This is a genomic window from Brucella pseudogrignonensis (assembly GCF_032190615.1).
Taxonomy (GTDB): Bacteria; Pseudomonadota; Alphaproteobacteria; order Rhizobiales; family Rhizobiaceae; genus Brucella; species Brucella pseudogrignonensis_B.
Genome location: NZ_JAVLAT010000002.1, coordinates 444056 through 468153 on the forward strand (window position 1 = coordinate 444056; position 24098 = coordinate 468153).

Sequence of the window (24098 nt, forward strand, 5' to 3'; positions counted from 1 at the left end):
TGGTAGATAGCCATGAACAATGCTTTAATTCTTATTGTTGAGGATGAGCCCGAAATTGCTGAAATCATCGAGACGTATCTGTCTCGCGAGGGGTTTCGTGTTGTCACGGCAGGTGACGGAACTGTCGGGTTAGGGCACCATCTTCGTCTTCGCCCTGATCTCGTGGTCCTCGATATTAAATTGCCGGGACAGGACGGCTATGAGGTTTTGGCTGCAATCCGTCGCCGTGGCAATACGCCAGTCATTATGGTGACTGCGTTGGCCGAAGACTTGGATAAGCTGCAAGCTTTACGTATCGGAGCCGATGACTACGTTGTTAAGCCTTTTAATCCGCTTGAGGTCGTAGCGCGTGTGAAAGCCGTCCTGCGAAGAAGTATGGGCGTGCCGACTGAACGTTTGTTGCGCGTGGGGCCGGTAACCGTGGATTTACAGGCGTATCGTGTCACGATTGAAAGGGACACAGGTCCTCTCACGCTTGAGTTAACAAAGACAGAGTTCCGTATTCTATCCCATATGGCTGCGAGTCTGGGGAAGGTTTTTGAGCGCTCGGAGTTGGTTGATGCGTGTCTGCCCGAAGGTGAAGCGCTCGACCGGACTGTGGATAGCCATGTGAGCAATTTACGCCGCAAGTTAGCTGCCGCCGGAGCTGATGGATTGCTTACTGGAGTGCGCGGCGTTGGATACCGCTTGGACAATACAAATGGGTAAAAACTTAAACTCATTGATTGTGCGTGCGATGATAATGCTTACGCTGTTGGCGTTCGCTGTGGTTTACTTCGGGCTGACGACTTACTTTTTTTTCATTTATGAATGGCTTTATCCCGATTTCACCAATGATGACGTGCTTCGGACGGGCGATATCATAACTCTGGGTCTTCTCTTAGGAGTGGGTATATCGACAGCTTCAGTGCTTGGATGGGTTCTTGCAAAGCGGATTGTCGACCCGTTGAAGTCGGTTGCGAATGCGGCGCGCAAGATTGCAAATGGTGATTTCTCTGCACGCGCCAGTTTACGACACGAAAACTTCGGCGAGGCAAGGGATTTGGTTAATGACTTCAACCAAATGGCGGAGCGATTGCAGCGTGCTGAGGCTGAGTTGCAATATTCCAATTCAGCGATCGCGCATGAGTTGCGGACACCGCTGACGATACTTCGCGGGCGCCTGCAAGGTCTGCTGGATGGAGCCTTTTCACCCAGTAGTGAATCCTATGCACGCCTTATCGGGCATGTTGACGACCTGTCGGCAATTGTCGAGGAATTGCGCACACTCGCACTTGGTAACGCTGGCAAACTTGACCTGCAGTGCACCCAATTTGACTTAGCGACAGAGGCTGAGAGCGTTCTTGCATCGCTGGAAGATCAGTTCGAAAAATCTGGGATCAAAACGGTGTCCGCGCTTGGCCAAGCAGTTACAGTCGCTGACCGTTGGCGTGTGCGGCAGGCTTTCATAGCCTTGCTTGAGAATTGTTGCCGTTACGCACCGCAAAGCACCGTTTCCGTCGAGACCGGCGTCGCAGGCGAACACGTTTTTTTCCGCTGTGGCGACACGGGGCCAGGCCTCTCCGAGGAAAGCCGATTACGGGCTTTCGAACGCTTCTGGCGCGCTGACGATTCGAGGGGGCGGGGCAGGGGCGGATCCGGTCTCGGCCTATCAATTGTGAAAGCGATTGCACAGGCACATGGAGGGGACGCCCGTATTCTCCCCCTTAAAAACTCCGGCTTTGGGATCGAAATCCGCATTCCGATCCGAGAAACCACGGCTTCGAATTGAGAGAACCAATGTCTCCAGCGCCTCAAAACCCAGACGATTATGATAGTCTTGCCGCGCAGCACGTCTCATTGCGGCGTGTGTTAGCACTCTTCAGGCCTTACCGGAAAAGGATCGCGACTGTTATTGTGCTGATGTTGATCGCATCGGCAACCGGATTGGCAGGGCCTTTTCTTTTGCGTGCGATTATCGATGACGCATTGCCCCGAAATGACCTTAAACTGTTGAGCTTGCTTGTGGCAGGTATGATCCTTGTCGCGCTCGTGTCAGCCATAATCGGCGCATGGCAGGTGGTTCTAAGTTCACGTATCGGACAGGCTGTACTGCATGACTTGAGGGTGAGATTATACGCCCATCTCCAGAATCTTTCACTTCGGTTTTTCACGGGCACCCGTGTAGGGGAGGTGCAGTCCAGAATTGCAAATGACGTCGACGGCCTTCAATCGCTTGTCAGTGATACGGCTAATGAGCTCGGGCGCTCGCTCAGTTCTGTCATTATGACGTCTATCGCCATTATTATTCTCGACTGGCGATTGGCGCTCCTCGTACTGTTTATCGTGCCAGGAACACTTATTATCAGCGGCCGTGTTGCCCGGGCACGCGAGGCTCTCACCTTTCAGCAACAGGGCCGCGCTGCCGATTTGTCGGTTGCCGTGCAAGAAACACTTTCTGCCTCCGGTATCATACTCGCTCGCACAATGGGCCGTGCCGCGCACTTAAATCAGCGATTTAACCGCATCTCAGGTGATCTCGCGCAACTTGAGGTGAGATCGCGCACAGCTGGTGAATGGCAGTGGTCCCTGATCGGCTTCGCTCTTGCTGTTTTACCGGCATTTACTTTGCTTGCAGGCGGCGTGTTGATGCAAACACAGAACCCGGCAACCATAGGGACACTTGTGGCTATGATCGCTCTTCAAGAGCAATTGCTTTGGCCATTTGAACAATTACTCGAAATCGGCCGTGATGCGCGCAAGACACGGGCATTATTCGCGCGAATATTTGAGTATTTAGACAAGCCAGTGGAAATCACCGAACGAGCAAATGCGAAAACTATTCCTCGGTCTGCGATGAAGGGAGAGGTGGAACTGGACCATGTCAGCTTTAATTATGGCGAGGAGGGCCGTTCTGCTTTGCACGACGTCAGTTTTACCATTAAAGCGGGCAGCAATGTCGCGATTGTGGGACAAACCGGTTCCGGAAAGACGACGCTTGGCTACCTTTTGGCGCGGCTTTATGACGTCGATAGCGGCGCCATCCGATTTGACGGCGTTGATTTGCGTGACCTCAGCTTCCAGTCTCTATCAGAAATGCTGGGGGTTGTTTCTCAAAAGCCCTATCTTCTGCACGCTACAGTCGCAGAAAACCTGCGTTTCGCGAAACCTGAAGCAACCGATAAGGAACTTTATGCTGCGGCTAAGACCGCCCAGATCCATGACCATATCATCGGTTTACCCGACGGTTACGACACAATCGTAGGGGAAGATGGCTATCGCTTTTCGGGTGGTGAAAAGCAACGCTTGGTTTTAGCCAGAACTATTCTCCGAAATCCTCCGGTGCTTTTGTTGGATGAGGCCACAAGTGCACTTGATACCCGCACGGAACGTGCAATGTCAGAGGCTTTGGCACGCATGTCGAAAGGGCGTACCACAATTACAATTGCCCATCGTTTGTCTACCATTCGTCACGCTGACATAATTGTGGTTATGAATGCAGGGCGAATAGTGGAACAGGGCAGCCATGATGAACTTTTGGCGCTTAACGGAGCCTATGCAGAATTGCTGCACAATTCATAATTAAAATCCGTATTCTGTTGCATTGGGTACTGACGACATTAATTTGCGGCGCAATCAAGCCAGCGCAAATTTAATGTCGTGTTTTCTGTCATTGAGTTGAGAACTCTCTCGCCAGATTGACAGATTTTAAGGCGTTGATCGAACACGATCCAACAAGGCTAAATAGGTCGAAACGCCGCCAAATAAGTGAGCTTGCACGTTCACATTCTGCGGAAGATAAAATTCCTAGCATTCAACTAATCTCCAATCTTTGTCCACGTAATCTCGATCAAGGGTTGTTAGCTCTGATAATGCCATTTGAGCTTTGTAAAGAAAGAGACGAAGAGACGATTATATTTTTAAAGTGTATTCGAAAAGAGTAATATACTTTTCGTAGAATCTCTAAATATAAATTGCAAAATTATATAAATACATTCTATTGAATGTAAATACAAAGTATTGCCTGAATGTTAGTGATGCAATATTAACACACAGAATATTGTATAAATATTATAGATGATTAGAAAGTTGAAAATATTTAGCGAATCTTACTACAAGGATCTGCCTCAAAACAAAGGAGAAGCAAATTGAACGCTAAACTTATTCTTTTCTCATCGATGGCATCACTTGTAACCATTACATCCGCAAACGCTGCTGATTATATTGTTTCACCAGAGCCAGAATCGGTCCAGTACGTTCGTGTATGCGATGCATATGGTGCTGGTTACTTCTATATTCCTGGTACGGAAACTTGCCTGCGTACTCACGGCTATGTTCGCGCTGACCTGAAGGGCGGCGATAATGTATATGGACGGACACGCCACAATGTTCCAGGCTTTACGAACAACAGCCGCGACACTTACAACTTTTTGAGCCGCTTCACCTTGCGTTTCTCGACCACCTCAGAAACTGAACTTGGCACTTTGCGTACATATGCCGAAACTCGTTTTCAGTATGAAAATGGTGCAGATTCTAAATCGTCAGGTTCTCTGCGTTTCGGCTATATTCAGCTTGGCGGTCTGCGTATTGGACTGGATGAATCGGCGTTTACAACTTTCACCGGCTATGCTGGAAGTGTGATCAACGACGATGTTATCATGTTTGGCGGATATCGCACGAACGCGATCAGCTACACATTCACGGGTGGCAATGGCTTCTCAGCTATTATCGCTCTGGAGCAGGGTGGCAATGGTGACATAGATGCCGGCAAATATACCTTAAATGGTCGCGCCTATACTATTGATGGACGTATCGACAATTACACGCCGCACGTTGTTGCAGGCCTTCGTTATGAACAAGGTTGGGGTGCATTGTCGACTGTAGCGGCGTATGATTCAAAAAATGAGAAATGGGCAGGAAAAGTTCGTCTTGATGTGAACGTCACTGATCAGCTGTCACTGTGGGTGATGGGTGGCTATAAGTCAAATAAAGACCGGTATCTTGCTACTGAGCTTAATTCTGATGGTTCATTCTATCGCGGAATTCGTCTGCGTGACAGCTTCTACGGCACCTGGGGTGGAGACTGGGCAGTTTGGGGCGGCGCTAAGTTCAAGGCTACGGACAAGGCTAGCTTTAATGTGCAACTGGCCTATGAAGATGCGAAGACACTCGCAGCGACAGCAAACATTGCTTATGAAATGGTGCCTGGTTTCACCGTTACACCTGAAGTGTCTTACACCAAATGGAACGACAAACTTTCGGACCTCAAAGGAAAATCAGCCTGGCAAGGCATGGTGCGTTTTCAGCGTTCGTTCTGATTTGAAATTGTCGTGAAGGAAAAGTTGACCTCCAGTCCTTAGACTTGCGACAGGAGCGGCGGCATAATGCTGCCGCTCCATATTTATCGGCAATAAGCGGTTAGCATTATTGAAAATAAGCTCGGCTGAAACATCGGCCTTCGCGACTAGGTGAATGATTATTCCCCTTCATCCTGTTCTGATGTTCTGTCTCGTTTTTCCTAACGAATGAATTGGCGTCAAACGAAGATATGTGAACGTTCGTTAAGTCTCATAACGCACGCTCTGTATATAAACAGGCGCTCCATGATTTCTCGATAATTTCTCAACTTTATCTTGCTGAACATGGTGTTGAAGGGCGCTGAGCGCTCGCCAGCATCCCCGCCAGATAAGCGCCTTTCGAGTTTTAGAAGCTGATTAACGTAGAAAAAGCGCATTATGAACTCACGACCAAAAACAAATTGGCGAATAAGTGTTAACAGTATCACACTAGGTTTTCTCGTCACTTTATATCTTATTGTCTTTAACAATAATGCATTCTGGATTCGCTCTTCCGAATTGCTATCTACATACAACATTTTAGCTCTATTCACATTCTTATTCTGTCTGATATTCGCGCTATGTGTCGCGTTTTCCGCGAAGTACATTACTAAGCCGATATTTATTTTTCTGATTGTAACTTCGGCGTCAGCGTCTTGGTTCGTCGACAGGTTTGGTACAATTATCGATGTCGAAATGCTGCAGAGTATTGCTGATACTACTCCGGCCGAAGCTGGACATCTAATAAGCTTTGGTTTTGTTGTTCATCTCGCGCTTTTTGGCTTCCTGCCCGCTCTTCTCGTGGCTTCAGTCAAAATTAAGCATCGACCAATAGCGGCCAAGATCAGGCAAAACTCTGTCTATATTTTGGGGGCTTTGTTGACGGCAGTTGCGGTATTTTTAAGCCAGGCTGGCACATTCACATCTTTGGGCCGTGAGCATCGTGACTGGATCGCCAAGCTTAATCCTGTAATGCCAGTTGGAAATGCTGTTAAGCTTGCCTTAAGGGCCAGTAAGAGCAAAAATACTGTCGTGCAACCGATCGGAATGGATGCCAGGGTCACACGAAATCTTACTGAATCACGCAAACCCCGGCTTGTCGTCGTTGTGGCAGGCGAAACAGCGCGAGCAGAGTCGTTTTCTTTAAACGGTTACAGCAGAAACACAAATGCAGCATTAGAGAGAGAAAACATCTTTTATTTCTCAAAAACATCGAGTTGTGGGACGATCACTGCAGTTTCCCTTCCATGCATGTTTTCTTCATACACCCATTCTGATTATTCCCATCAAAAAGGACTTGAGACGGAGAACCTCCTTGACGTCTTGGTTCACGCAGGCATTCAAGTGGATTGGTGGGAAAATAACACCGGACATAAGGGTGTTGCGAACCGAACCGGAAGTCAGTCAATGTCACATTCTGAATATCCGGGGTACTGCAAAAATGGAGAGTGCCAGGATGGCATTTTCTTGGAGAAAATAGATGAGTACCTTAATAATGTTAAGCAGGATACCGTACTGGTTTTACATCAATTAGGTAGCCATGGGCCTGCGTATTATTTGCGATATCCAGAGGAGTATCGCCGCTTCACACCTGACTGCCGGACCTCAGATTTTTCGAAGTGTACAAAGCAAGAAATTGTCAATTCTTACGATAACACAATTGCATATACAGACCATATTCTCGCATCTTTGATACAGAAGCTTCGTCATCACCAAGAGGCACTTGAGACGTCGTTGGTTTATATGTCGGATCACGGTGAGTCACTTGGAGAGTTTGGCATCTATCTTCATGGCGCCCCTTACTTTATGGCCCCTTCACAACAAACATATGTACCGTATCTCCTCTGGCTGGGCGATAAAAGGATACCTAGCCGCCAGGATGCGTGTATCCGCCTTGAAACGAAAAAGTCTCAAAGTCATGACAACCTGTTTCATACCGTTCTGGGGTTAATGCATGTGGAAACGGAAGTTTATCTGCATGATCTGGATACCCTCTCATCATGCCGGAGTAATAAGTCGTAATGAAACAGTTTATTCCATCTAAGAAAAAAGGTGTTGCTCATCTCTTTGCTTCCACCACCTACTCTCTCGGCGTCGCCCGCCGTCTCTTAAAAGAAGAGGCGGCAAAACATGAATTGGCTGGCTTCATGTTAGTTTCTATAGGGTTCTTCCTGGCAGGCGTGAGTATTCAAAAGCATATCGTTTTTTTCCTATTGTTCCTGATTTTGATTGCGCTGCAGGCATTGAATACGGCTATTGAGGAAATCGTTGACGTTGTGTCGCCTACTTATTCGACCGCTGCACGCCATGCTAAAGATTTGGGATCTTTAGCCGTTTTTTGCATGATTGTTGTTAACGTCATCTACGTCTGCCATGTATTTATAATGCCATGGCTGTAATGATTTTAACTACGGAACCGGGACATGCTTTCTGATTGAGAGAAACACAAAGTTTCACCTTTCCTCCACTCGGTTTTGTCGCAAATTTTTCACTTCCGCTGCGCTATTATCTCCTCGGTGTGCATAAATGGATGAGGTAAACGGGATGGCGATCGATTTCAAAGGGGCTCATTTTCCCAAAAGCGCCATCCTTTATGCTGTTTTCTTTTACGTCCGCTATTCGGTTTCGTATCGCGAGCTTCAGGAAATTATGGCTGATCGAGGCGTAGATGTGATCATGCAACATTGAACCGTTGGGTCGTTCGATATTCTCCACAGATTTCGGATCGGGCACAAAAGCGTAAGCGCCCAACACTCGGCTCCTGGGGGGTAGACGAGGCATATATAAAAGTCAAAAGTAGATGGACTTATGTCTATCGTGCCGGACAAACCCTTGATTTCATGCTGTCTGAACGCCGAAGCCTCGGGGCTGCACGGCGTTTCTTTAAGAAATGTCAACGGCGGAATAAAAACATGCCAAATGGCGGTGTAAAACTGGGCCAGTTTACGCCGCAATCGGGGAACGTCGGAAGGGCGTAGCCGACAAGGTTTTCCGATTGCGGCGTCGGTAGTTTTGCGTGTGTTTTAGCGCGACTTTTTGGCTCGGCTTTGAGCGAGGCGATAGCTATCGCCATTCATTTCAAGAATGTTGACGTGGTGGGTGATACGATCCAGTAGTGCACCCGTCAACCGATCGGATCCGAGTGTTTCCGTCTATTCGTCAAATGGCAGATTGCTGGTGATGAGCGTTGCGCCGCGTTCATAGCGTTGCGAGATCAGCTCGAACAGCAACTCCGCTCCAGTCTTTGACAATGGCACGAAGCCCAGTTCGTCAATGATCAGCAACCCATAGGCTGCCATCTGCTTCTGGAACCGTAGCAGTCGGCGTTCATCACGCGCTTCCATCATCTCGCTGACCAGAGCAGCGGCGGTGGTGAATCCGACCGACAGGCCGTTTTGGCATGCGGCCAGACCAAGGCCAAGCGCCACATGGGTTTTGCCCGTGCCACTGGGTCCAAGCGCGATGACGTTCTCGCGCCGTTCGATCCATTCGTAGCGTGCCAGTTCCAGTACCTGCATCATGTTGAGCTTCGGGATGGCTGAGAAGTCAAAGCTGTCGAGACTTTTGACCGTTGGGAAGCGTGCTGCCTTGATGCGGCGTTCGACCTTGCGGCGGTCCCGCTCAATCATCTCGTGTTCGGCAAGACGACTGTCCGATTATGAAACGCGATGGAAGTTGTTGTTAACATAACAACAAGAATAGTCGAGTTCGACAATACAGAAATTGAGAAGGATTAATTGAAACGGCGTGCGGCTCAGGCGGTGTCTGCATCTTCCCGAACGTTTTTCCACAGGGATTTTATGCTGCATCAAAAGGCAGTTTTGCAGTGCAAATTACGAGTAACGAAGGTGATTGCTATTTGATTGCTAGCATCAATATGGTGAAAACGAAAATTAGCTAAGCCATTGATTTTATGGTGCCGCTTAGCAGACTCGAACTGCTGACCCCATCATTACGAATGATGTGCTCTACCAACTGAGCTAAAGCGGCCCGGAACAAAGGTTCCTGTGCCCCGAAGGGCTATCAGTCAATTGTGACCGAACGCTGCGCTGATACCTAAAAGCGGGAAGGAAAGCAAGGTCCAAAACGCACGTTCTTTATGTTTGTCTCAGACCTTCTTAAAAGATGGAGCTATTGATACGCGAGTGCGACTTATGCGCTGTCACAGATGCGGTTGCACGCTGCGGTATATTCTGATGAGAGGCGCTCAACCAGTTGTGACGTGGTCGTTACTTCCTTCACGGCGCCAATTCCTTGTCCGCAACCCCAGATGTCCTTCCAGGCTTTTGCGCCTTCCTGTTGTGCTTTGTCGAAGTCCATTTTTGTGGCGTCAGCTTGCGGCAGATTTTCCGGATCGAGGCCAGAGTTTGTGATTGATGGCTTGAGGTAATTGCCGGCAATGCCAGTGAAGTAGTTCGAATAAACGATGTCGGACGAGTTCGATTCCACGATCATTTGTTTGTAGGCATCTGAAGCGCGGGCTTCGGTCGTGGCGATAAAAGGAGAGCCGATATAGGCGAGGTCCGCGCCCATGGCTTGTGCTGCGAGAATGGCGCCGCCATTGGCGATCGCACCGGAAAGTAGCAGTGGACCATCAAACCATTCGCGGATTTCTTGAATCAGTGCGAAGGGCGAAAGCAAACCCGCGTGGCCACCAGCGCCTGCTGCAACTGCAATAAGGCCGTCGGCACCTTTGCGGATGGCTGAGCTGGCGTGGCGGTTATTGATAACGTCATGGAGTACGATGCCGCCATAAGAATGGATCGCAGCATTGACTTCAGGAACCGCGCCGAGCGACGAAATTACAATCGGAACTTTGTATTTCACACAAAGACTAAGGTCGTGCTCGAGCCGCTTGTTTGAACGATGAACAATCTGATTAACGGCAAAAGGAGCCGCAGGGCGCTCAGGATTGGCGGCATTATATGCGGCCAGACTTTCTGTAATTTCGGAAAGCCATTCGTCGAGCTGCGCTTCCGGGCGCGCGTTCAAAGCAGGAAATGAGCCGACAATTCCTGCTTTGCATTGCGCCAGGACCAAGGCCGGATTGGAGATGATAAACAGTGGCGCTCCAACAACGGGTATGCGCAGTTTGTTCTTCAAAATATCCGGCAATGCCATTTCTTCCTCCAAAATTGACGTTTGCGTAAACGTAATAGTTTTAACACGGCTGAGGTTTCCCGCAATATGAAAATATGCAGAACCTGTGCGCAGACGAGTAAGTTGGTTTGCCGGGAAGCGGCAGCATCTTTTGGTAAAGGCTGGGGGGGAAAAAGAGGTATGAACTAATATTTGGTATCTTTATCAGCTGTCGCGGGTAGCCAAAATGGCTGCAGAACAGTTAAATGCCTTGATTCAGACGTTAATTTCGCTGAGGCTCATTTAATCTGCTTCTTTCTAAGGACTCGGTCAGACTATGACGGCTTGGAATCATGCAGAAGAGATTTTGGAAACCGAGGAAGAACTGCCCTTTGGAAAGTATCGAGCGCGCTATAAGAAATGCATTCGCAAAGTCGGATGCGCATAGTCCGGCCACGCGGCAGCGTATCTATGAGGCTGCATGGGGCGCGCATGAGCGTGCGCTTGTGGCTAACACAGCACTCAGCGAAGAGCAAAAAAGGCAACGGCGCGAGAAAATCAAAGATGCGATCTCGGGTATAGAAAGTGAATTCAAGTCTTCACAGGCAGCGCCGGACCCGCGCGGCCCCTCGCTTGGCTCTCCTGAATCCGCAGATCCGGTATTGGGGGATAGCAGCTTTGAAGCTGGTCCAGCTCTCGATACAGCAGATATTCGGACCGATCCTAAAAAGAATAAGCCCAGTTTGCTTAAATCTCAGACTGCGTCGAATTATGATGCTGGAGTTTCGCGCAAGGAACGCAAAAAGAAGCGTCGTTCGCCGTTTGTCAGCGTCGGTGTTCCTGTACTGGTCATTGTTGTCTTGGGGCTTATCGGGTTTTCGCTTTATAACAGCTTTGCCGATTTCACGCGCGGAAATGGTTCAAGCCCGCTGCTCACCGAGAACAATATGGCCCCGATCAAGGAAGGTGAAGATCCTGAAGGCCGTAACTGGATCAACATTTTCACCCCTGCTGATGTTACGCGCATGTCTGTGCAGGGTGGAGCTAAAGCTGACATTATGCGCGAAGGCACAAGCAGCTTTGTGCGGGTGCAGTCAAACGGCATGAATGATACCGTGAGTTTTGATGTCGGTGAAGGCGTGCTTAATCAGCTTGCTGGAAAGAAGGCTACCTTCGATATCGTTGCCCGTAGCGATGATGGTAAAACAACGCAAATGTCCGTTAACTGTGATTTTGCGGGTCTCGGTGATTGTGGCCGCAGGCGTTATGATGTTCGCGATTCCGTTAGTGATTTCCTGTTCGATCAGGAGTTTCAGGCGGGCCAATCTGCGGGACGTGCGGGTAAGATTACGATCAATTCCGATCTCAGCGGGTCCGGCAAAGCGGTCGATATATTTGCAATCCGTGTTACGGCTGCGACCGCTGAATAATCAACTCAACAGTTTTTCCAGCGTTTCAAGCCGGTCCGCTTCGCGGGGCGGCTTGTCCCAGCGCAATCGCGAGAAGCGCGGAAAACGCATAGCAACGCCTGACTTATGCCGGGTCGACCGGTTAAGCCCTTCAAAGGCGACCTCTACCACCAGGCCGTGGTCAGGCTCAGCGCGCACAGAACGTACTGGGCCGAAACGTTCAATGGTGTTTTCACGAACGAATTTGTCGAGCAGCTTCAATTCTTCATCGGTAAAACCAAAATATGCCTTTCCGACTGGTACAAGAACAGCCGCATCTTCCGGGCCAGTCCACACGGCGAAGGTAAAATCAGAATAATAGCTGGAGCGTTTGCCATGTCCGCGCTGCGCATAGACGACCACAGCATCGATGGTAAACGGATCGCGCTTCCATTTGAACCATGGGCCCTTCGGACGTCCGGGCACATAGGTGCTATCGTGCCGTTTGAGCATAAGACCTTCGATAACCGGATGCGGTGGATTGAGACGCAATTTTGCGAGTTCGCTGAAATCCGAGAATTCAAGCACGGGTGACAGATCAAAGCGGCGCTTGTCGAGCTTTTCAATAAACCGGGCGAGCCGCACACGCCGCTCTGCAAAAGGCAGAGTGCGTAAATCCTCACCGGATTTCTGCGTGCCATCCTGCAAAAGATCATAGGCGCGGACGAAGGCCGGATATTCGCGCAACTGTTTGGCTGTCACTGTTTTGCGATTAAGGCGCTGTTGCAAATCCGAAAAGGTTGCGGTTTCGATGCCCGTTTCGCCGTGATGCCCCACCAGCAATTCGCCATCAATCGAGCCTTCGAAATCCATGGCCTCCAGCACATCGGGAAAAGTGCCGGAAATATCATCGCCGGTGCGCGAATAAAGCCGTCGCACGCCGTTTTCGGATACGGCCTGCACACGAATACCGTCCCATTTCCATTCTGCACTATAGGCGGATGGATCAAGCACGGGGATATCGGCTTCATCCAGTGCAGTTGCCAGCATGACGGGCCGGAATGGTGCATCAGCAGTTGCCGCAGGCTTTGGAGCCTTATCTTCGAGCCAGTCGAACAACGCGGTGTAAGGCTGAACCTGGCCGTGCCACAGCTCTTCGATTTCAACCACGTCTACGTCACCGAAGTTCGCTAGCGCCTGCTTCGCAAGGCGTGCTGAAACACCGATACGTAAGCCACCCGTCACAAGTTTCAGAAGGGCATAGCGTTCGGAAATGCCGAGCACATCAAGCCAACTCGCAACGAGTAGCGGGCCTTCCCGGCGCGAAGCATTCTGTAATTCGTGAACAACCACGCTGAGCGGCAGATTGGCACCCGCTGGCGTTTCATTAGGACCGGGCCAGATCAGCGAGATCGTTTCGGCGAGATCGCCGACATAGTCATAGGAATAGGCAAAAAGCGTTGGATCGCTGCGATCAGTCATAAGCGCGCGCAGCATTGCGGGTTTGACGCTTTGCAATTCGAGATCGCGCGTGATGGCAGCCAGCGCCAGCCCCCGGTCTGGATCTGGCGTGGTGCGGAAATAATCGACCAGCAGGCGCAATTTTCCATTGCGCTGCGGGGTGAGGACAAGGCGGTCGAGAAGTTCAGCGAAAGCGCGCATCAGTCTCCCTCGTCCTCATAGCCGATAAGATGCAACGGTCTCGCCGGAATGTTCTGCAACTCGCACCAGCGAACCAGCGCTTCTTCGCGTCCATGTGTGACCCAGACCTCGGCAGGTTTTAGCTCGCTAATGGTGGCAGTGAGCTCGTCCCAGTCGCAATGATCAGAAATGATCAGAGGCAATTCCACGCCACGCTGCTTTGCACGTTGCCGGATGCGCATCCAACCCGATGCAAATGCGGGCAGAGGATCAGGAAAGCGTCGTGCCCAGCGGTCGGCCAACGCAGAGGGCGGACCAACGACGATTTTTCCAGCAAAATCCGGCGAGGCTTCACCGCGTTCAAGCGTTGCAGGTTCCAGCTTGCCGAGATCGACGCCCTGAGATTGATAATAATCACAGAGTTTTTGCAGGCTGCCGTGAATATAGATCGGCTCGTCATAACCCGCATTGCGGATGAGTTTTATAACGCGCTGTGCCTTGCCGAGGGAGTAAGCCCCGACAAGATGCGCCCGCTCAGGAAATTGCTTGAGAGATTTAAGCAATGTCGCGATTTCATGTGCCGCTTTCGGGTGCCGAAAAACCGGAAGAGCAAATGTTGCTTCAGTGATGAACACATCGCAAGCGACGGGTTTAAAAGGTGCACAGGTTGGGTCGGATGCGCGCTTATAGTCTCCCGATGCGACTATCCGCGTGCCGTTTTGCTCGACCTTAATCTGTGCAGACCCTAGTACGTGCCCAGCAGGATGAAAGCTGACTGTGACGCCGTTGATATTCAGCAATTTATCAAAATCGGCATGCTGCGAGTTGCCCGCAAAATCCGCACCATAGCGGATTGCCATAATGTCGAGAGTTTGCCGGGTCGCGAGCACATGGCCATGACCAGCGCGCGCATGATCGGAGTGACCATGTGTAATCAGCGCGCGTTCCACTGGCCGTACCGGATCGATATAAAAATCTCCGGGTGGGCAGTAAAGACCTTGAGGTGTGGAATGCAGAAGCTCGTTGAAGCGCATAAATGGTTAGATAGGTCATCACCTTCGCACTGGAAAGAGGCGATGAAAATACTCCCGATAAAATGAGAACAAAAGTGAACAAACATCTTGGCGGGAAGAGTTGAGAGCACTAGATTGGTGAGGTGACGCTGAACCTGACCTCGACCACTCCCACGGATGCTTTTGATCTGCCAGACCGTTTTGTAAAATGGTTTGCACAGAAGGGTTGGTCGCCGCGCGCGCATCAGTTGGAACTGCTTTCACGCGCTGAACAAGGGCAATCGACGCTGTTGATCGCGCCCACGGGTGCTGGCAAAACTCTGGCCGGTTTTCTGCCTGCGCTGGTCGATCTGGAGCAACGGAACAGAAAAAAGCCGGGTATGGCGAAACAACAAGGTGTACATACGCTTTACATATCGCCGCTCAAGGCACTTGCGGTTGATATTCATCGCAATCTGACCATACCGGTCGAGGAAATGGGCCTCGATATTACGATTGAGACCCGCACTGGCGATACGCCCGCACATAAGCGTCAGCGGCAAAAACTGGCACCACCTGATATTCTGCTCACCACGCCGGAACAGCTTGCGCTGCTCATCGCTTCCAAAGGGGCAGAGCAGTTTTTCAAAGGCTTACGTTATGTGGTGCTGGATGAACTGCATTCTCTCGTCATTTCCAAACGTGGCCATTTGCTGGCGCTGGGGCTTGCGCGTTTGCGCCGTTTGCAACCACAACTGCAAACAATTGGCCTGTCGGCAACTGTGGCGCAGCCTGATGAGTTGCGTCGCTGGCTGGTCGAACAGGATCGAACCGCGCCGAAATCTGGTCTCGTGACGGTTGATGGCGGGGCAAAGCCTGAAATTACCATTCTTGATTCCGAAGAGCGCGTGCCATGGGCAGGGCATTCCTCGCGCTATGCCATCCCGGATATTTATGAAGCGGTGCGCAGGCACCGCACGACACTTCTGTTCGTCAACACGCGCAGCCAGGCCGAGATGCTGTTTCAGGAACTTTGGCGCGTCAACGAGGATACGTTGCCAATAGCACTGCATCATGGCTCACTCGATGCAAGTCAGCGCCGTAAGGTCGAACAGGCGATGGCAGCCAACACATTGCGTGCTGTGGTTGCCACCTCGACGCTTGATCTTGGCATCGACTGGGGCGATGTCGATTTGGTCATTCATGTTGGCGCGCCAAAGGGTGCCAGCCGTCTTGCGCAGCGGATCGGTCGCGCCAATCACCGGATGGATGAGCCGAGCCGCGCCATTCTTGTACCTGCCAATCGTTTTGAGGTGATGGAATGCCGCGCAGCGCTCGATGCGAATTATATTGGAGCACAGGATACGCCGCCATTGATTGATGGTGCACTGGATGTGCTGGCGCAGCATGTGCTGGGCATGGCCTGTGCTGAGCCTTTCAATGCCGATCAGCTTTATCGAGAAGTGCAAAGCGCTGCGCCCTATTCAACGCTGACCCGCAAAACCTTTGATCAAATTCTCGATTTTGTAGCAACTGGCGGCTATGCGCTTAAAACCTATGAGCGTTTTGCCAAAATCCGCAAGACCGCCGATGGCACATGGCGGGTTTCAAACCCGCGCATTGCGCAGCAATATCGTCTTAACATTGGGACGATTGTTGAAGCGCCGGAGCTGAATGTCAGGCTTACGCGCGGCGGCAAGGGAGCCAATGCGAGAGGTGGACGTGTTCTGGGTCGGATTGAGGAATATTTCCTCGAAACACTGACACCGGGTGATACGTTTCTTTTTGCAGGCAAGGTGCTGCGGTTTGAAGGCATTCGTGAAAATGAATGCATGGCTTCTAACGCTGCGGGACAGGATGCTAAAATCCCGGTCTATGCGGGCGGAAAATTTCCGCTTTCGACCTATCTCGCCTCACAGGTGCGTGCAATGCTGGCAGACCGTTCGCGCTGGCAGTTTCTGCCCGAGCAGGTGCGGGAATGGCTGGAAGTGCAGGCGTTCAAGTCTGTTCTGCCGCGCACTGATGAATTGCTGGTCGAGACTTTTCCCAAAGGCGGACGCTTTTACATGGTCGCCTATCCGTTCGAGGGCAGGCTTGCGCATCAGACGCTTGGTATGCTGCTGACACGTCGTCTGGAGCGGATGGGCGCACATCCGCTGGGCTTTGTCGCGACCGATTATTCACTGGGGCTTTGGGGTCTTAAAGATATGGGGGCAATGATTGGCGCGGGCAAACTCAATCTCACGCGCCTGTTCGATGAGGACATGCTGGGCGATGACCTCGAAGCATGGCTTGATGAAAGTTATCTTCTGAAGCGAACCTTCCGCAATTGTGCCGTGATTTCCGGGCTTATCGAGCGACGGCATCCGGGGCTCGAGAAAACAGGACGTCAGGTGACGGTTTCAACGGACCTGATTTATGACGTGCTGCGCACACATGAGCCAGATCATATTTTGTTGCAGGCAACGCGTGCCGATGCTGCGACCGGTCTATTAGATATCAAGCGTTTGGGTGATATGTTAGCGCGCGTGAAGGGGCACCTCTTGCATAAGCCGCTTGATCGTATTTCGCCGCTGGCGCTGCCGGTGATGCTTGAAATTGGGCGCGAACGCGTGGCAGGTGAGGGCGATGACATGCTGCTTGAAGAGGCAGCCGATGAATTGATCAGAGAAGCGATAGAATGACCGCGGTTTGGAGAACTGGGGAGGCGTATAGTCTGGCGCATGGTGAGGTGCGCGGGGTCGCGACCATTTATGATCCCTGCGGCGCGTTGTATCTGCCAGACCTTCATATGCTGGTTGTGTCTGACCTGCATCTCGAAAAAGGCTCGTCGTTTGCCCGACGTGGCCAGCTCATTCCGCCTTATGATACCGCTGCGACGCTCGATATGCTGGCCACTGTGATTGCGCGTTATCAGCCGCGCACGGTCATCAGTCTTGGTGACAGTTTTCATGATGCCAAGGCCAGCGAACGCCTGCCATCGCTTTACGCGATCCGTCTTAAATCAATGATGCAACGCCGTGACTGGTTCTGGATTACGGGTAATCATGATCCTGAGCGTCCAGCTGATCTGCCGGGCGATTGTGTTGAGGAGCTTGCAATCGGACCGCTTATATTCCGGCACGAGCCATCGCGAACAAAGGCGCAAGGAGAGGTGGCAGGTCATCTTCATCCGGCAGCGCGGATTGTTCGGCGGGGACGCTCGGTGCGACGTCCATGTTTTGCGAGCGATGGTGAGCGGCTGATCATGCCAGCCTTTGGTGCTTATACAGGCGCGCTTAATGTTCTGGATCGCGCATTTCGCGGTCTGTTTGCGCATACAACACTACGTGTCTATATGCTGGGGCAGGGCAAGGTTTACCCGATTGCGCATAATGCGCTGGTCGACGGTTAATCCCGTTTAAACAGTATGCGGCCCGCCCACCCAGTGAAGACGGCGAGAAAAACAGCAAACAAGCCGTAATAGAAGCTGTATTTGTGTGCTGCATCATAAATGCTTTGCTCGACGCCGGCTTTTACGATTTCCAAGCTTGCATTGGCTTCGCGTAGAAAAACGCCGTTACGAAATAGCAGTGCCCGCGCGCGATGACGTCCAACAGGCACATTGGTTGAAAGGTTAAGCGTTGCGCGAAAGAGAGTGCGCGAGAGAAATTCAACACCGCCAATGCGCTGGCTGTAGAGCCCTTGTCGCATTTTTATCTCACGCAACTCGTTGCCGAATTTCAGGATATTGCCTGACATGCTGGCTGGGTCCTCGGGTCTGAGGTAAAAGTTACGTACGCCGACTGAGAGCTGGCGGTATAGCTTTTCATCAGCAATGTCTTGCAAATTACGCGTTGAAGCCAGCGAATAGGATAGCGGAACTCCAAGAAAAGTTTCAGAATCCGCGTTAATCCAAACGCCGAGATAACGTTGCTTCTTGCGTACGACAAGATCGCGTGAAGGGCCTTGCAACACGACAATGATGTCGTAACGCCCCTGACGCTGGATCACGGGATCGGCATTGTCGAGAGCTCCGAAAATTGTGAGATCTGTGCCACCGAAATTGGATGTGATGGCAATCGTTTCGGTTGAAAGGCCGATTTCGATGGTTTCTTCCGACGGGTTTTGCAGCTTTGGAACGCCATTGCCATCGCCGCTTGAATTGATTTGCGCGGATGTTGGCATTGTAGCAAAGGCGGATAAAAGCGCAGATATGAGTGCAAATTTCCACATGTCACATATCCGCTATCGAGATCGAGAACAGATTATCAGGGCGTACAAACAGCCCAAATGCCAGGCGCAGACCAACGGCGAGGACGAGTAGCGCCAGTAGCAGGCGCAACTGTTCGCCGCGCAGCTTTTGTCCGGCGCGAGCGCCGTATTGTGCGCCTATCACACCGCCCAGCATCAGGAGAAATGCCAGCACAATATCAATGGACTGATTAGTCGTTGCCTGCATCACGGTAGTGAAAGCAGTCACAAAAGTGATCTGAAATAGCGAGGTGCCAACAACCACATTCGTTGGTACATGGAGCAGATAGATTAGAGCTGGCACCATGATGAAGCCACCACCGACACCCATCACCGATGACAGCAGCCCGATGAAGAAGCCGATGGCAAGCACAGGAATGATGCTGACATAGATGGTTGAAGCACGGAACCGCATCTTGAAGGGCAGTTTATGTATCCAGGTATGCTGGCCCGAGCGGCGGATTGCGCCTGCCTGCCCTTTTTTCACACGGCGTAGCGCGCGTACACTTTCAACCAGCATCAATCCGCCGACTGTGCCCAGAAAAAAGACGTAAAGGATAGAAACGATAAGATCGAGTTGTCCCAGATCGCGCAGCCACGAGAACACATAGATACCGAGTAGCGATCCGAGTATACCACCTGCAACCAAAAACAGCCCGAGTTTAATGTCGAGTGTTCGCCGTTTGAAATGCGCAAGCGCGCCTGAAACAGACGAGGCAATAACCTGATTAGCACCTGTTGCAACGGCAATAGCGGGCGGGATGTTATAAAAAATCAGCAGTGGCGTGATAAGAAATCCACCGCCCACGCCGAACAACCCGGAAAGAAAACCAACGGCAGCACCCATGCCAAGCAGAACCAGCATGTTGACCGACAATTCCGCAATGGGAAGGTAAATACCCAATTCCGAACCCGGTTTTAAAACGCACCACACGCAGCCCTATGCGGCCGCGCTTTGCCGCTAGGTCTGTTTTAATTCCGCTAAAACCCGTTTCGTAGAAATTTATGAGAACGCGGTTCTAACAATCTGATTTGGCGTGCATGTTAGCTGAAAATCATCACAGAAAACGCACTCTATGGGTTTGCTCTTTCGTCGTTGTGAAGTCAAACGCCGATTGCAAATAGAGTTACTTAGAAGTGGGATGACCGAAGAAAATAGAACTTTGTTGTTTGCGGACAACAATTTGCCCTGAAAAGCCACCGAAAACACCTGTATAGTGTTATTCAACTCCGCTTTGGCGGTTACCAATTATGATCTGAATGTCATTTTTGGGCGTCAATACCGCGTGTACTGATGACGGGTAGAACTGCGCTTTGATCGCAATCGGGTCAGACATTCTGCTGTCAATCAGGTTGCCAGTTTTAATGATGTAAAGAAACGCGTTGGTGAGGCTTGCACTGTAATTTCCTGCAAATTTGCTGCCTGATGTGAAGCCAAAAGATGTTGCTGTATCGCAGTAATAATCCCCGTTGGTTATAACCCATTCATCGGTAGGACCGGATCGCGTCAAGGACGTTTTTTTGCCGTCCGGAGTGACGAAGTTGAGATTAAACGAAAGCGCCATGTAAATATTCTTTAATTCAGAGCTTCCAGAATTAATTCTGAACATGGATTTATAGGGTTGCACATCCTCTACAGGGATGAGTTGCCCCTTTATGGATGAAATTTCAAAGTCGATGGCGTCGCCCTGAAATCCCTTAATGTCCTTGTCGAGAGCAAGGGGCAGTTTTGCAATAATGCCATTTTCCATTTCATTATTTACATAAAGCAGCATGAATCTTCCCCTTGTTATTCTTTTAATATTATTCCGTATCGAGAGGATTCAACCTGTTAGTTATGGCAACGAGTAATGACCCGAGTTAAATCATTATCTCGCTTTTTATATCGCCAATATTCTAATATATCCGTTCATTTGTGAAGCACGGCTAGACCAGGAGGCGATAAGTTATTATGAAATATGTGGTTCTGGCGCTAACAACATTTCTTTCACTGCCCGCAATGGCCAATTGCATTCCGCCGTGGCAAACGCAATTTGCCTGCAATATTCCTGATCGCGATGCGCGTGTTGAATTTTGTCGTATCGCGGATCCAAAGGCCCATCCTGATAAGAAAGAAGCCTATTATAATTATGTAACCGGAACCAAGCCGTCGGAACTCTATTTTGAAACTAACTCGACGTGGTTTTCGACCAAAGACACGAATATTGACCATCCAACCGATATGACCATGGCATTGGGTTACGCGCGCGGCGCATATGTGTATGCCTTTGTTGTAACGGAAGATAAGCGTCTCGGTGGGGCTATTCGAGACGCAGAAGTGCGGGTCTATTCGTCGACAGAAAAATTTACGAACGATGTCAAAGACAATGAAAGTGCAAGACTTTATTGCGATTCAAAATCGATCATTGCCGATCAGGACAGTATCGCGCCCTGATCGACTGATTATTTATTCTTTTCAAGTAGAAGCTGGACCAGTTGCTGGTTGACTTCACCTGTCGGCTCTTGCCCATTTGCTTTCTGGATTTCCGAGATCGCGTTACGGGTTTTATTGCCCATGACGCCATCGGCGGTACCAACATCATAGCCATTCTTCTGGAGAATAAGCTGGATGTTGCGGACTGCCTTTTTCATATCGACCGGTGTTTGCACAACTGGTTTGGTATCTAACCAGCTTTCGGGCATATCGAGCGAATTGGCTTCCTGATTAAGCGGCTTTGCCTTCCAGAGTTCCACTGTGTCTTTTGCGCGCTGAAGCTGTTGTGCATTGAGCGCTGCACCAATTTGGTCGCGCTTGCCCGCAGCATCCTTGTCACCAGCTTTTGCAGCGAGTGCAAACCACTTATAGCTTTCTTCCAGATTGACCGGCATTCCGAGACCCTGTGCTGCCAGAATGCCGAGATTATACTGGCTGTCCTTTACCCCTAGTTCAGCTGCATCTGTAAACCAACGAACAGCGGCAGCATTGTCGGGAGAGCCACCTGCACCGGAAGCATAAAGAACGGCTAGATTGTGCATCGCTCCCGCATTGCCCTTTTGTGCTGATTGCTGATACCAATCAATGGCTTGACCGATATTCCTGGGTATCCCGAGTCCCTTCTCATTCATGTTTCCAAGGCGATACAGCGCTGGCGCGAATCCTAGTTGGGCAGATTTTGCAAACCAACTGGCCGCTGCGGGCAGATTTTCGCTGACGCCACGGCCTTCCATATAGCGGTTGCCTATTTCGAAAAGCGCACGTGCATCACCAGACATCGCCGCTTCGCGCAGAGCAGCAGTTCCAACATCGACAGGCAGATCAATCGTGGAAGGTTCTGATTCAGAAGCGACTGATGTGTCGCTAACATCGGGCTCTTGCAACTTGGGTGTCGTCAGATTGCTTTCTTGTTGAGGTTTTTGAACAGTGGTTTCATGAGGAAGCTCTTTCGGCATTTGCTGAGTTGCGGCAGCTTTATGCTTGACCTCAATTGGGGCGATGGAGGCTGTTGTGCCGTTATCAATCGCAGGTGCGACTGTATTCGCAATTATATCTGACTGCACATGGGACTGTATCAATGCAGCCCCAACCTGCAAACCTGCGATTGCCAACATCACCGCGCCGATTGCGAGAAGAATTGGCTTCCGCTGGCGGCTGAACAGGTCAGTGATGGCGCTTTTCTTCTTTTCAGAATCCGCTTTCTGTTTTTGACCCAGCTTGGCAGATTCTTCACTTGCATGTTGCGCAGCCCGACGCGCGACACTGATGAGATCAGCCTTAACACTTGCCTCAGTCTGTGTACCATCCTGCTGACCACGTTCCTCACGTACGCGCTTCATGATCGTGTTAAGATCAAGAATACTGTCTCTATCCGGCTGAACTGAATCGAGAGCTGCACCGAGTTCAGGCTCGCTACGGTTTTTGGGCGTCAGTTTTGCAAGTTTTTCTTCCGTATTTGTTGTTTCGATGACCTTACGCGCGAACTTTTCTGAATTTTGCTCAGGGAAGGTCGGAAGTGTCTGTGGTGCTGTTGAATAGGGGTTAATTACGTGTTTTGCTTTGGAGGTAGCCGTTGCGGCTTCCGGAGCTGTATCAATGTGCTTTTCGAGATTTGATAACCGGTCTACGACCTTAACCAATGTATTGTGAACTGCTTCGAATGTCTTACCATTTCGCTCGTCGGAATTACGTGCGAGCGCTTCAAGCGACTTTATGTCGTTGGAGAGTTGCAGTGCAATAGCGTTATCTTGCGCCGTTCCATGTTTAATTACATGGGCCACTGCTGTTTCTGCGGCTTCGCGTGCCACGTCCAGGATGTTTTCGCGACTTTCTGTAACAGAGCGTTCTATAGCGTCGAGGCGTGGCTTGATTTCTGCAAGTTCTGTTGATGGCTTTGCCAACTGGCGCGCCAAATTTGCGATCTGCTCTTCCAAGCTACGAATAGCATCGCTTTCGGCAATGGCAATTTCGTCGGGTTGCGGTGTTTGTAGCAAACCAAGTGAAATCTGCTGGGAAATGTCATCAAGGCGGCCTTCAAGTGTATGAAGCAAGCCGCCTTCGGCATAATGGCTGGCGTATTGCGCATCCAGACGCTTCGTTAGTTCTTTGAAGCGACTGTCCATTTTTTCCAACAAAGCTGGGCTGGACTCCTGCGCGAATTTTTCCGCAGCCACAAGTTTCTCAGCAATCGCTTCTAGATGGGTATCGACACTCTGATAATCAGAATAGCTGAAGGTTTCCATAACCTTGGCGACTTGGTGCGCAAGGAGGTTAATCTGCTGGGCTAGTTGATCAAGTGCTTGTTCAGGCAAATGCGCCCCTTCGCTCAAGGCATCAATACGCTGCGAAAGCTCGCCGAGACGACGGAAAAGCGTGTCTGCATTCTGGTCAGCCACTGAGTTATCGAGCTGCTGTGTCAGTTCCGTCAATTGGCGCTCGATACGTTCCAGTCGCAGCGCCTCGTCACCGCTGGTATTCTGATAGCGATTAGTCGCGATTACAGCGCGACTGATTTCTTCTAAACGATTGTCGATGTTGCGCAGGCTGTTTAATTCATTGGAAGGCGAGGCAGGCTGCTGATGGGTATTGGCGTAGCGCGGTACCGATGCGCGTTCATTTTGCTGCTCGTTAAGACGACGCAGATGCTCAGCAATTTCTGCGAGTCCCTTAATGCGTTCATCAGATTTTTGCGCTTCATCCGCACGAGGGTGAGAAGAAATACTTCCCTTTTGTCCAAGCCGCTTTTCCAACTCAGCTAATGTATTGTGTAACTCATTCATTGCGTTTGATTTTGGGGCAACATGACGCTCACGCAGGGCGTTGAGTTCTTCGATTATAGAACGAGAACCGGATGCCTGATTGTTGTTTGCCATGTGAAATTCACTTTTCCAAAAATAGAAACAGTCGAAAGCCGAATTCACGAACGGATCGACGCAATGATTTGCTAAGTTCAGTTTCCTACAAACGTGGTAAATAA

At 50.5% G+C, this 24098-nt stretch carries 17 protein-coding genes, 1 tRNA gene and 2 pseudogenes; 11 read left to right on the forward strand and 9 right to left on the reverse strand.

Annotated features, from left to right (window positions below; genetic code table 11):
• Window positions 1-12 precede the first annotated feature (12 nt).
• From RI570_RS13430 to RI570_RS13460, 7 genes and pseudogenes are all read left to right on the forward strand, one after another.
• Window positions 13-708 (forward strand): response regulator, encoded by a 696-nt coding sequence (locus RI570_RS13430; protein ID WP_313829058.1) that lies wholly within the window; start codon window positions 13-15, stop codon window positions 706-708.
• Entirely contained in the window at window positions 701-1771 is a 1071-nt protein-coding gene (locus RI570_RS13435; RefSeq protein WP_313829059.1) for an ATP-binding protein, read from the forward strand. The genes RI570_RS13430 and RI570_RS13435 overlap by 8 nt, the downstream gene beginning before the upstream one ends.
• A gap of 8 nt (window positions 1772-1779) precedes the next feature.
• On the forward strand, window positions 1780-3561 hold the full coding sequence (locus RI570_RS13440) for an ABC transporter ATP-binding protein (protein WP_313829060.1): 1782 nt from the start codon (window positions 1780-1782) through the stop codon (window positions 3559-3561).
• A gap of 566 nt (window positions 3562-4127) precedes the next feature.
• Entirely contained in the window at window positions 4128-5297 is a 1170-nt protein-coding gene (locus RI570_RS13445) for a porin (RefSeq protein ID WP_313829061.1), read from the forward strand.
• Between the two features lie 417 nt (window positions 5298-5714).
• Window positions 5715-7337 carry a phosphoethanolamine--lipid A transferase gene (locus tag RI570_RS13450; RefSeq protein ID WP_313829062.1) on the forward strand — a complete coding sequence of 541 codons (1623 nt, stop codon included), beginning with the start codon at window positions 5715-5717 and terminating at the stop codon, window positions 7335-7337.
• Window positions 7337-7714 (forward strand): diacylglycerol kinase, encoded by a 378-nt coding sequence (locus RI570_RS13455; protein WP_313829064.1) that lies wholly within the window; start codon window positions 7337-7339, stop codon window positions 7712-7714. Before RI570_RS13450 ends, RI570_RS13455 begins: the two co-directional genes overlap by 1 nt.
• 145 nt (window positions 7715-7859) lie before the next feature.
• Window positions 7860-8206, forward strand: a pseudogene (locus RI570_RS13460) (IS6 family transposase); the annotation flags it as partial.
• A 132-nt stretch (window positions 8207-8338) separates the two neighbouring features.
• Here RI570_RS13460 and istB read toward each other — a convergent pair.
• The 3 genes and pseudogenes from istB to RI570_RS13475 all read right to left on the reverse strand — a co-directional run.
• Window positions 8339-8965 (reverse strand): annotated as a pseudogene (istB, locus tag RI570_RS13465) (IS21-like element helper ATPase IstB); the annotation flags it as partial.
• 264 nt (window positions 8966-9229) lie between these two features.
• Window positions 9230-9305, reverse strand: a tRNA-Thr gene (locus RI570_RS13470).
• 162 nt (window positions 9306-9467) lie between these two features.
• Window positions 9468-10436, reverse strand: coding sequence for a nitronate monooxygenase family protein (locus RI570_RS13475; RefSeq protein WP_313829065.1), 969 nt, complete (start codon window positions 10434-10436; stop codon window positions 9468-9470).
• A 350-nt stretch (window positions 10437-10786) separates the two neighbouring features.
• Between RI570_RS13475 and RI570_RS13480 the strand changes: the two genes are divergently transcribed.
• Window positions 10787-11824 (forward strand): hypothetical protein, encoded by a 1038-nt coding sequence (locus tag RI570_RS13480; protein WP_313829067.1) that lies wholly within the window; start codon window positions 10787-10789, stop codon window positions 11822-11824.
• On the opposite strand, the gene RI570_RS13485 is transcribed toward RI570_RS13480, so the two are convergent.
• On the reverse strand, window positions 11825-13444 hold the full coding sequence (locus RI570_RS13485) for a cisplatin damage response ATP-dependent DNA ligase (protein WP_313829068.1): 1620 nt from the start codon (window positions 13442-13444) through the stop codon (window positions 11825-11827).
• Window positions 13444-14457: a ligase-associated DNA damage response exonuclease gene (locus RI570_RS13490; protein WP_313829069.1), complete on the reverse strand. Its 1014-nt coding sequence runs from the start codon at window positions 14455-14457 to the stop codon at window positions 13444-13446. Before RI570_RS13490 ends, RI570_RS13485 begins: the two co-directional genes overlap by 1 nt.
• A gap of 122 nt (window positions 14458-14579) precedes the next feature.
• Here RI570_RS13490 and RI570_RS13495 point away from each other — a divergent pair, with 122 nt between their 5' ends.
• Both RI570_RS13495 and pdeM read left to right on the forward strand, forming a co-directional pair.
• A complete protein-coding gene (locus RI570_RS13495; protein ID WP_313829070.1) occupies window positions 14580-17099 on the forward strand; it encodes a ligase-associated DNA damage response DEXH box helicase in 2520 nt (839 codons plus the stop codon).
• Entirely contained in the window at window positions 17096-17809 is a 714-nt protein-coding gene (gene pdeM, locus RI570_RS13500; RefSeq protein ID WP_313829071.1) for a ligase-associated DNA damage response endonuclease PdeM, read from the forward strand. The genes RI570_RS13495 and pdeM overlap by 4 nt, the downstream gene beginning before the upstream one ends.
• Here pdeM and RI570_RS13505 read toward each other — a convergent pair.
• From RI570_RS13505 to RI570_RS13515, 3 genes are all read right to left on the reverse strand, one after another.
• Complete coding sequence (locus RI570_RS13505; RefSeq protein WP_313829073.1) at window positions 17806-18630, reverse strand: TIGR02186 family protein; 825 nt, start codon at window positions 18628-18630, stop codon at window positions 17806-17808. The two genes, pdeM and RI570_RS13505, sit on opposite strands and share 4 nt — an antisense overlap.
• A 1-nt stretch (window position 18631) precedes the next feature.
• Window positions 18632-19552 carry a sulfite exporter TauE/SafE family protein gene (locus RI570_RS13510; RefSeq protein WP_313829074.1) on the reverse strand — a complete coding sequence of 307 codons (921 nt, stop codon included), beginning with the start codon at window positions 19550-19552 and terminating at the stop codon, window positions 18632-18634.
• 316 nt (window positions 19553-19868) lie between these two features.
• Window positions 19869-20423, reverse strand: coding sequence for a hypothetical protein (locus RI570_RS13515; protein WP_313829075.1), 555 nt, complete (start codon window positions 20421-20423; stop codon window positions 19869-19871).
• Window positions 20424-20599: 176 nt separating this feature from the next.
• On the opposite strand from RI570_RS13515, the gene RI570_RS13520 reads away from it, so the two are divergent.
• Window positions 20600-21082 carry a hypothetical protein gene (locus RI570_RS13520; protein ID WP_313829076.1) on the forward strand — a complete coding sequence of 161 codons (483 nt, stop codon included), beginning with the start codon at window positions 20600-20602 and terminating at the stop codon, window positions 21080-21082.
• Between the two features lie 8 nt (window positions 21083-21090).
• Here the strand turns inward: RI570_RS13520 and RI570_RS13525 are convergent, their stop codons facing one another.
• On the reverse strand, window positions 21091-23994 hold the full coding sequence (locus tag RI570_RS13525; protein ID WP_313829077.1) for a peptidoglycan-binding protein: 2904 nt from the start codon (window positions 23992-23994) through the stop codon (window positions 21091-21093).
• Window positions 23995-24098: the final 104 nt, after the last annotated feature.

Bases quoted from the DNA above. Each gene is read 5' to 3' on its own strand.
- RI570_RS13430 (WP_313829058.1), top strand. From the start codon at position 13: ATGAACAATGCTTTAATTCTTATTGTTGAGGATGAGCCCGAAATTGCT.
- RI570_RS13435 (WP_313829059.1), top strand. From the start codon at position 701: ATGGGTAAAAACTTAAACTCATTGATTGTGCGTGCGATGATAATGCTT.
- RI570_RS13440 (WP_313829060.1), top strand. From the start codon at position 1,780: ATGTCTCCAGCGCCTCAAAACCCAGACGATTATGATAGTCTTGCCGCG.
- RI570_RS13450 (WP_313829062.1), top strand. From the start codon at position 5,715: ATGAACTCACGACCAAAAACAAATTGGCGAATAAGTGTTAACAGTATC.
- RI570_RS13455 (WP_313829064.1), top strand. From the start codon at position 7,337: ATGAAACAGTTTATTCCATCTAAGAAAAAAGGTGTTGCTCATCTCTTT.
- RI570_RS13475 (WP_313829065.1), bottom strand. From the start codon at position 10,436: ATGGCATTGCCGGATATTTTGAAGAACAAACTGCGCATACCCGTTGTT.
- RI570_RS13485 (WP_313829068.1), bottom strand. From the start codon at position 13,444: ATGCGCGCTTTCGCTGAACTTCTCGACCGCCTTGTCCTCACCCCGCAG.
- RI570_RS13490 (WP_313829069.1), bottom strand. From the start codon at position 14,457: ATGCGCTTCAACGAGCTTCTGCATTCCACACCTCAAGGTCTTTACTGC.
- pdeM (WP_313829071.1), top strand. From the start codon at position 17,096: ATGACCGCGGTTTGGAGAACTGGGGAGGCGTATAGTCTGGCGCATGGT.
- RI570_RS13505 (WP_313829073.1), bottom strand. From the start codon at position 18,630: ATGTGGAAATTTGCACTCATATCTGCGCTTTTATCCGCCTTTGCTACA.
- RI570_RS13515 (WP_313829075.1), bottom strand. From the start codon at position 20,423: ATGCTGCTTTATGTAAATAATGAAATGGAAAATGGCATTATTGCAAAA.
- RI570_RS13520 (WP_313829076.1), top strand. From the start codon at position 20,600: ATGAAATATGTGGTTCTGGCGCTAACAACATTTCTTTCACTGCCCGCA.
- RI570_RS13525 (WP_313829077.1), bottom strand. From the start codon at position 23,994: ATGGCAAACAACAATCAGGCATCCGGTTCTCGTTCTATAATCGAAGAA.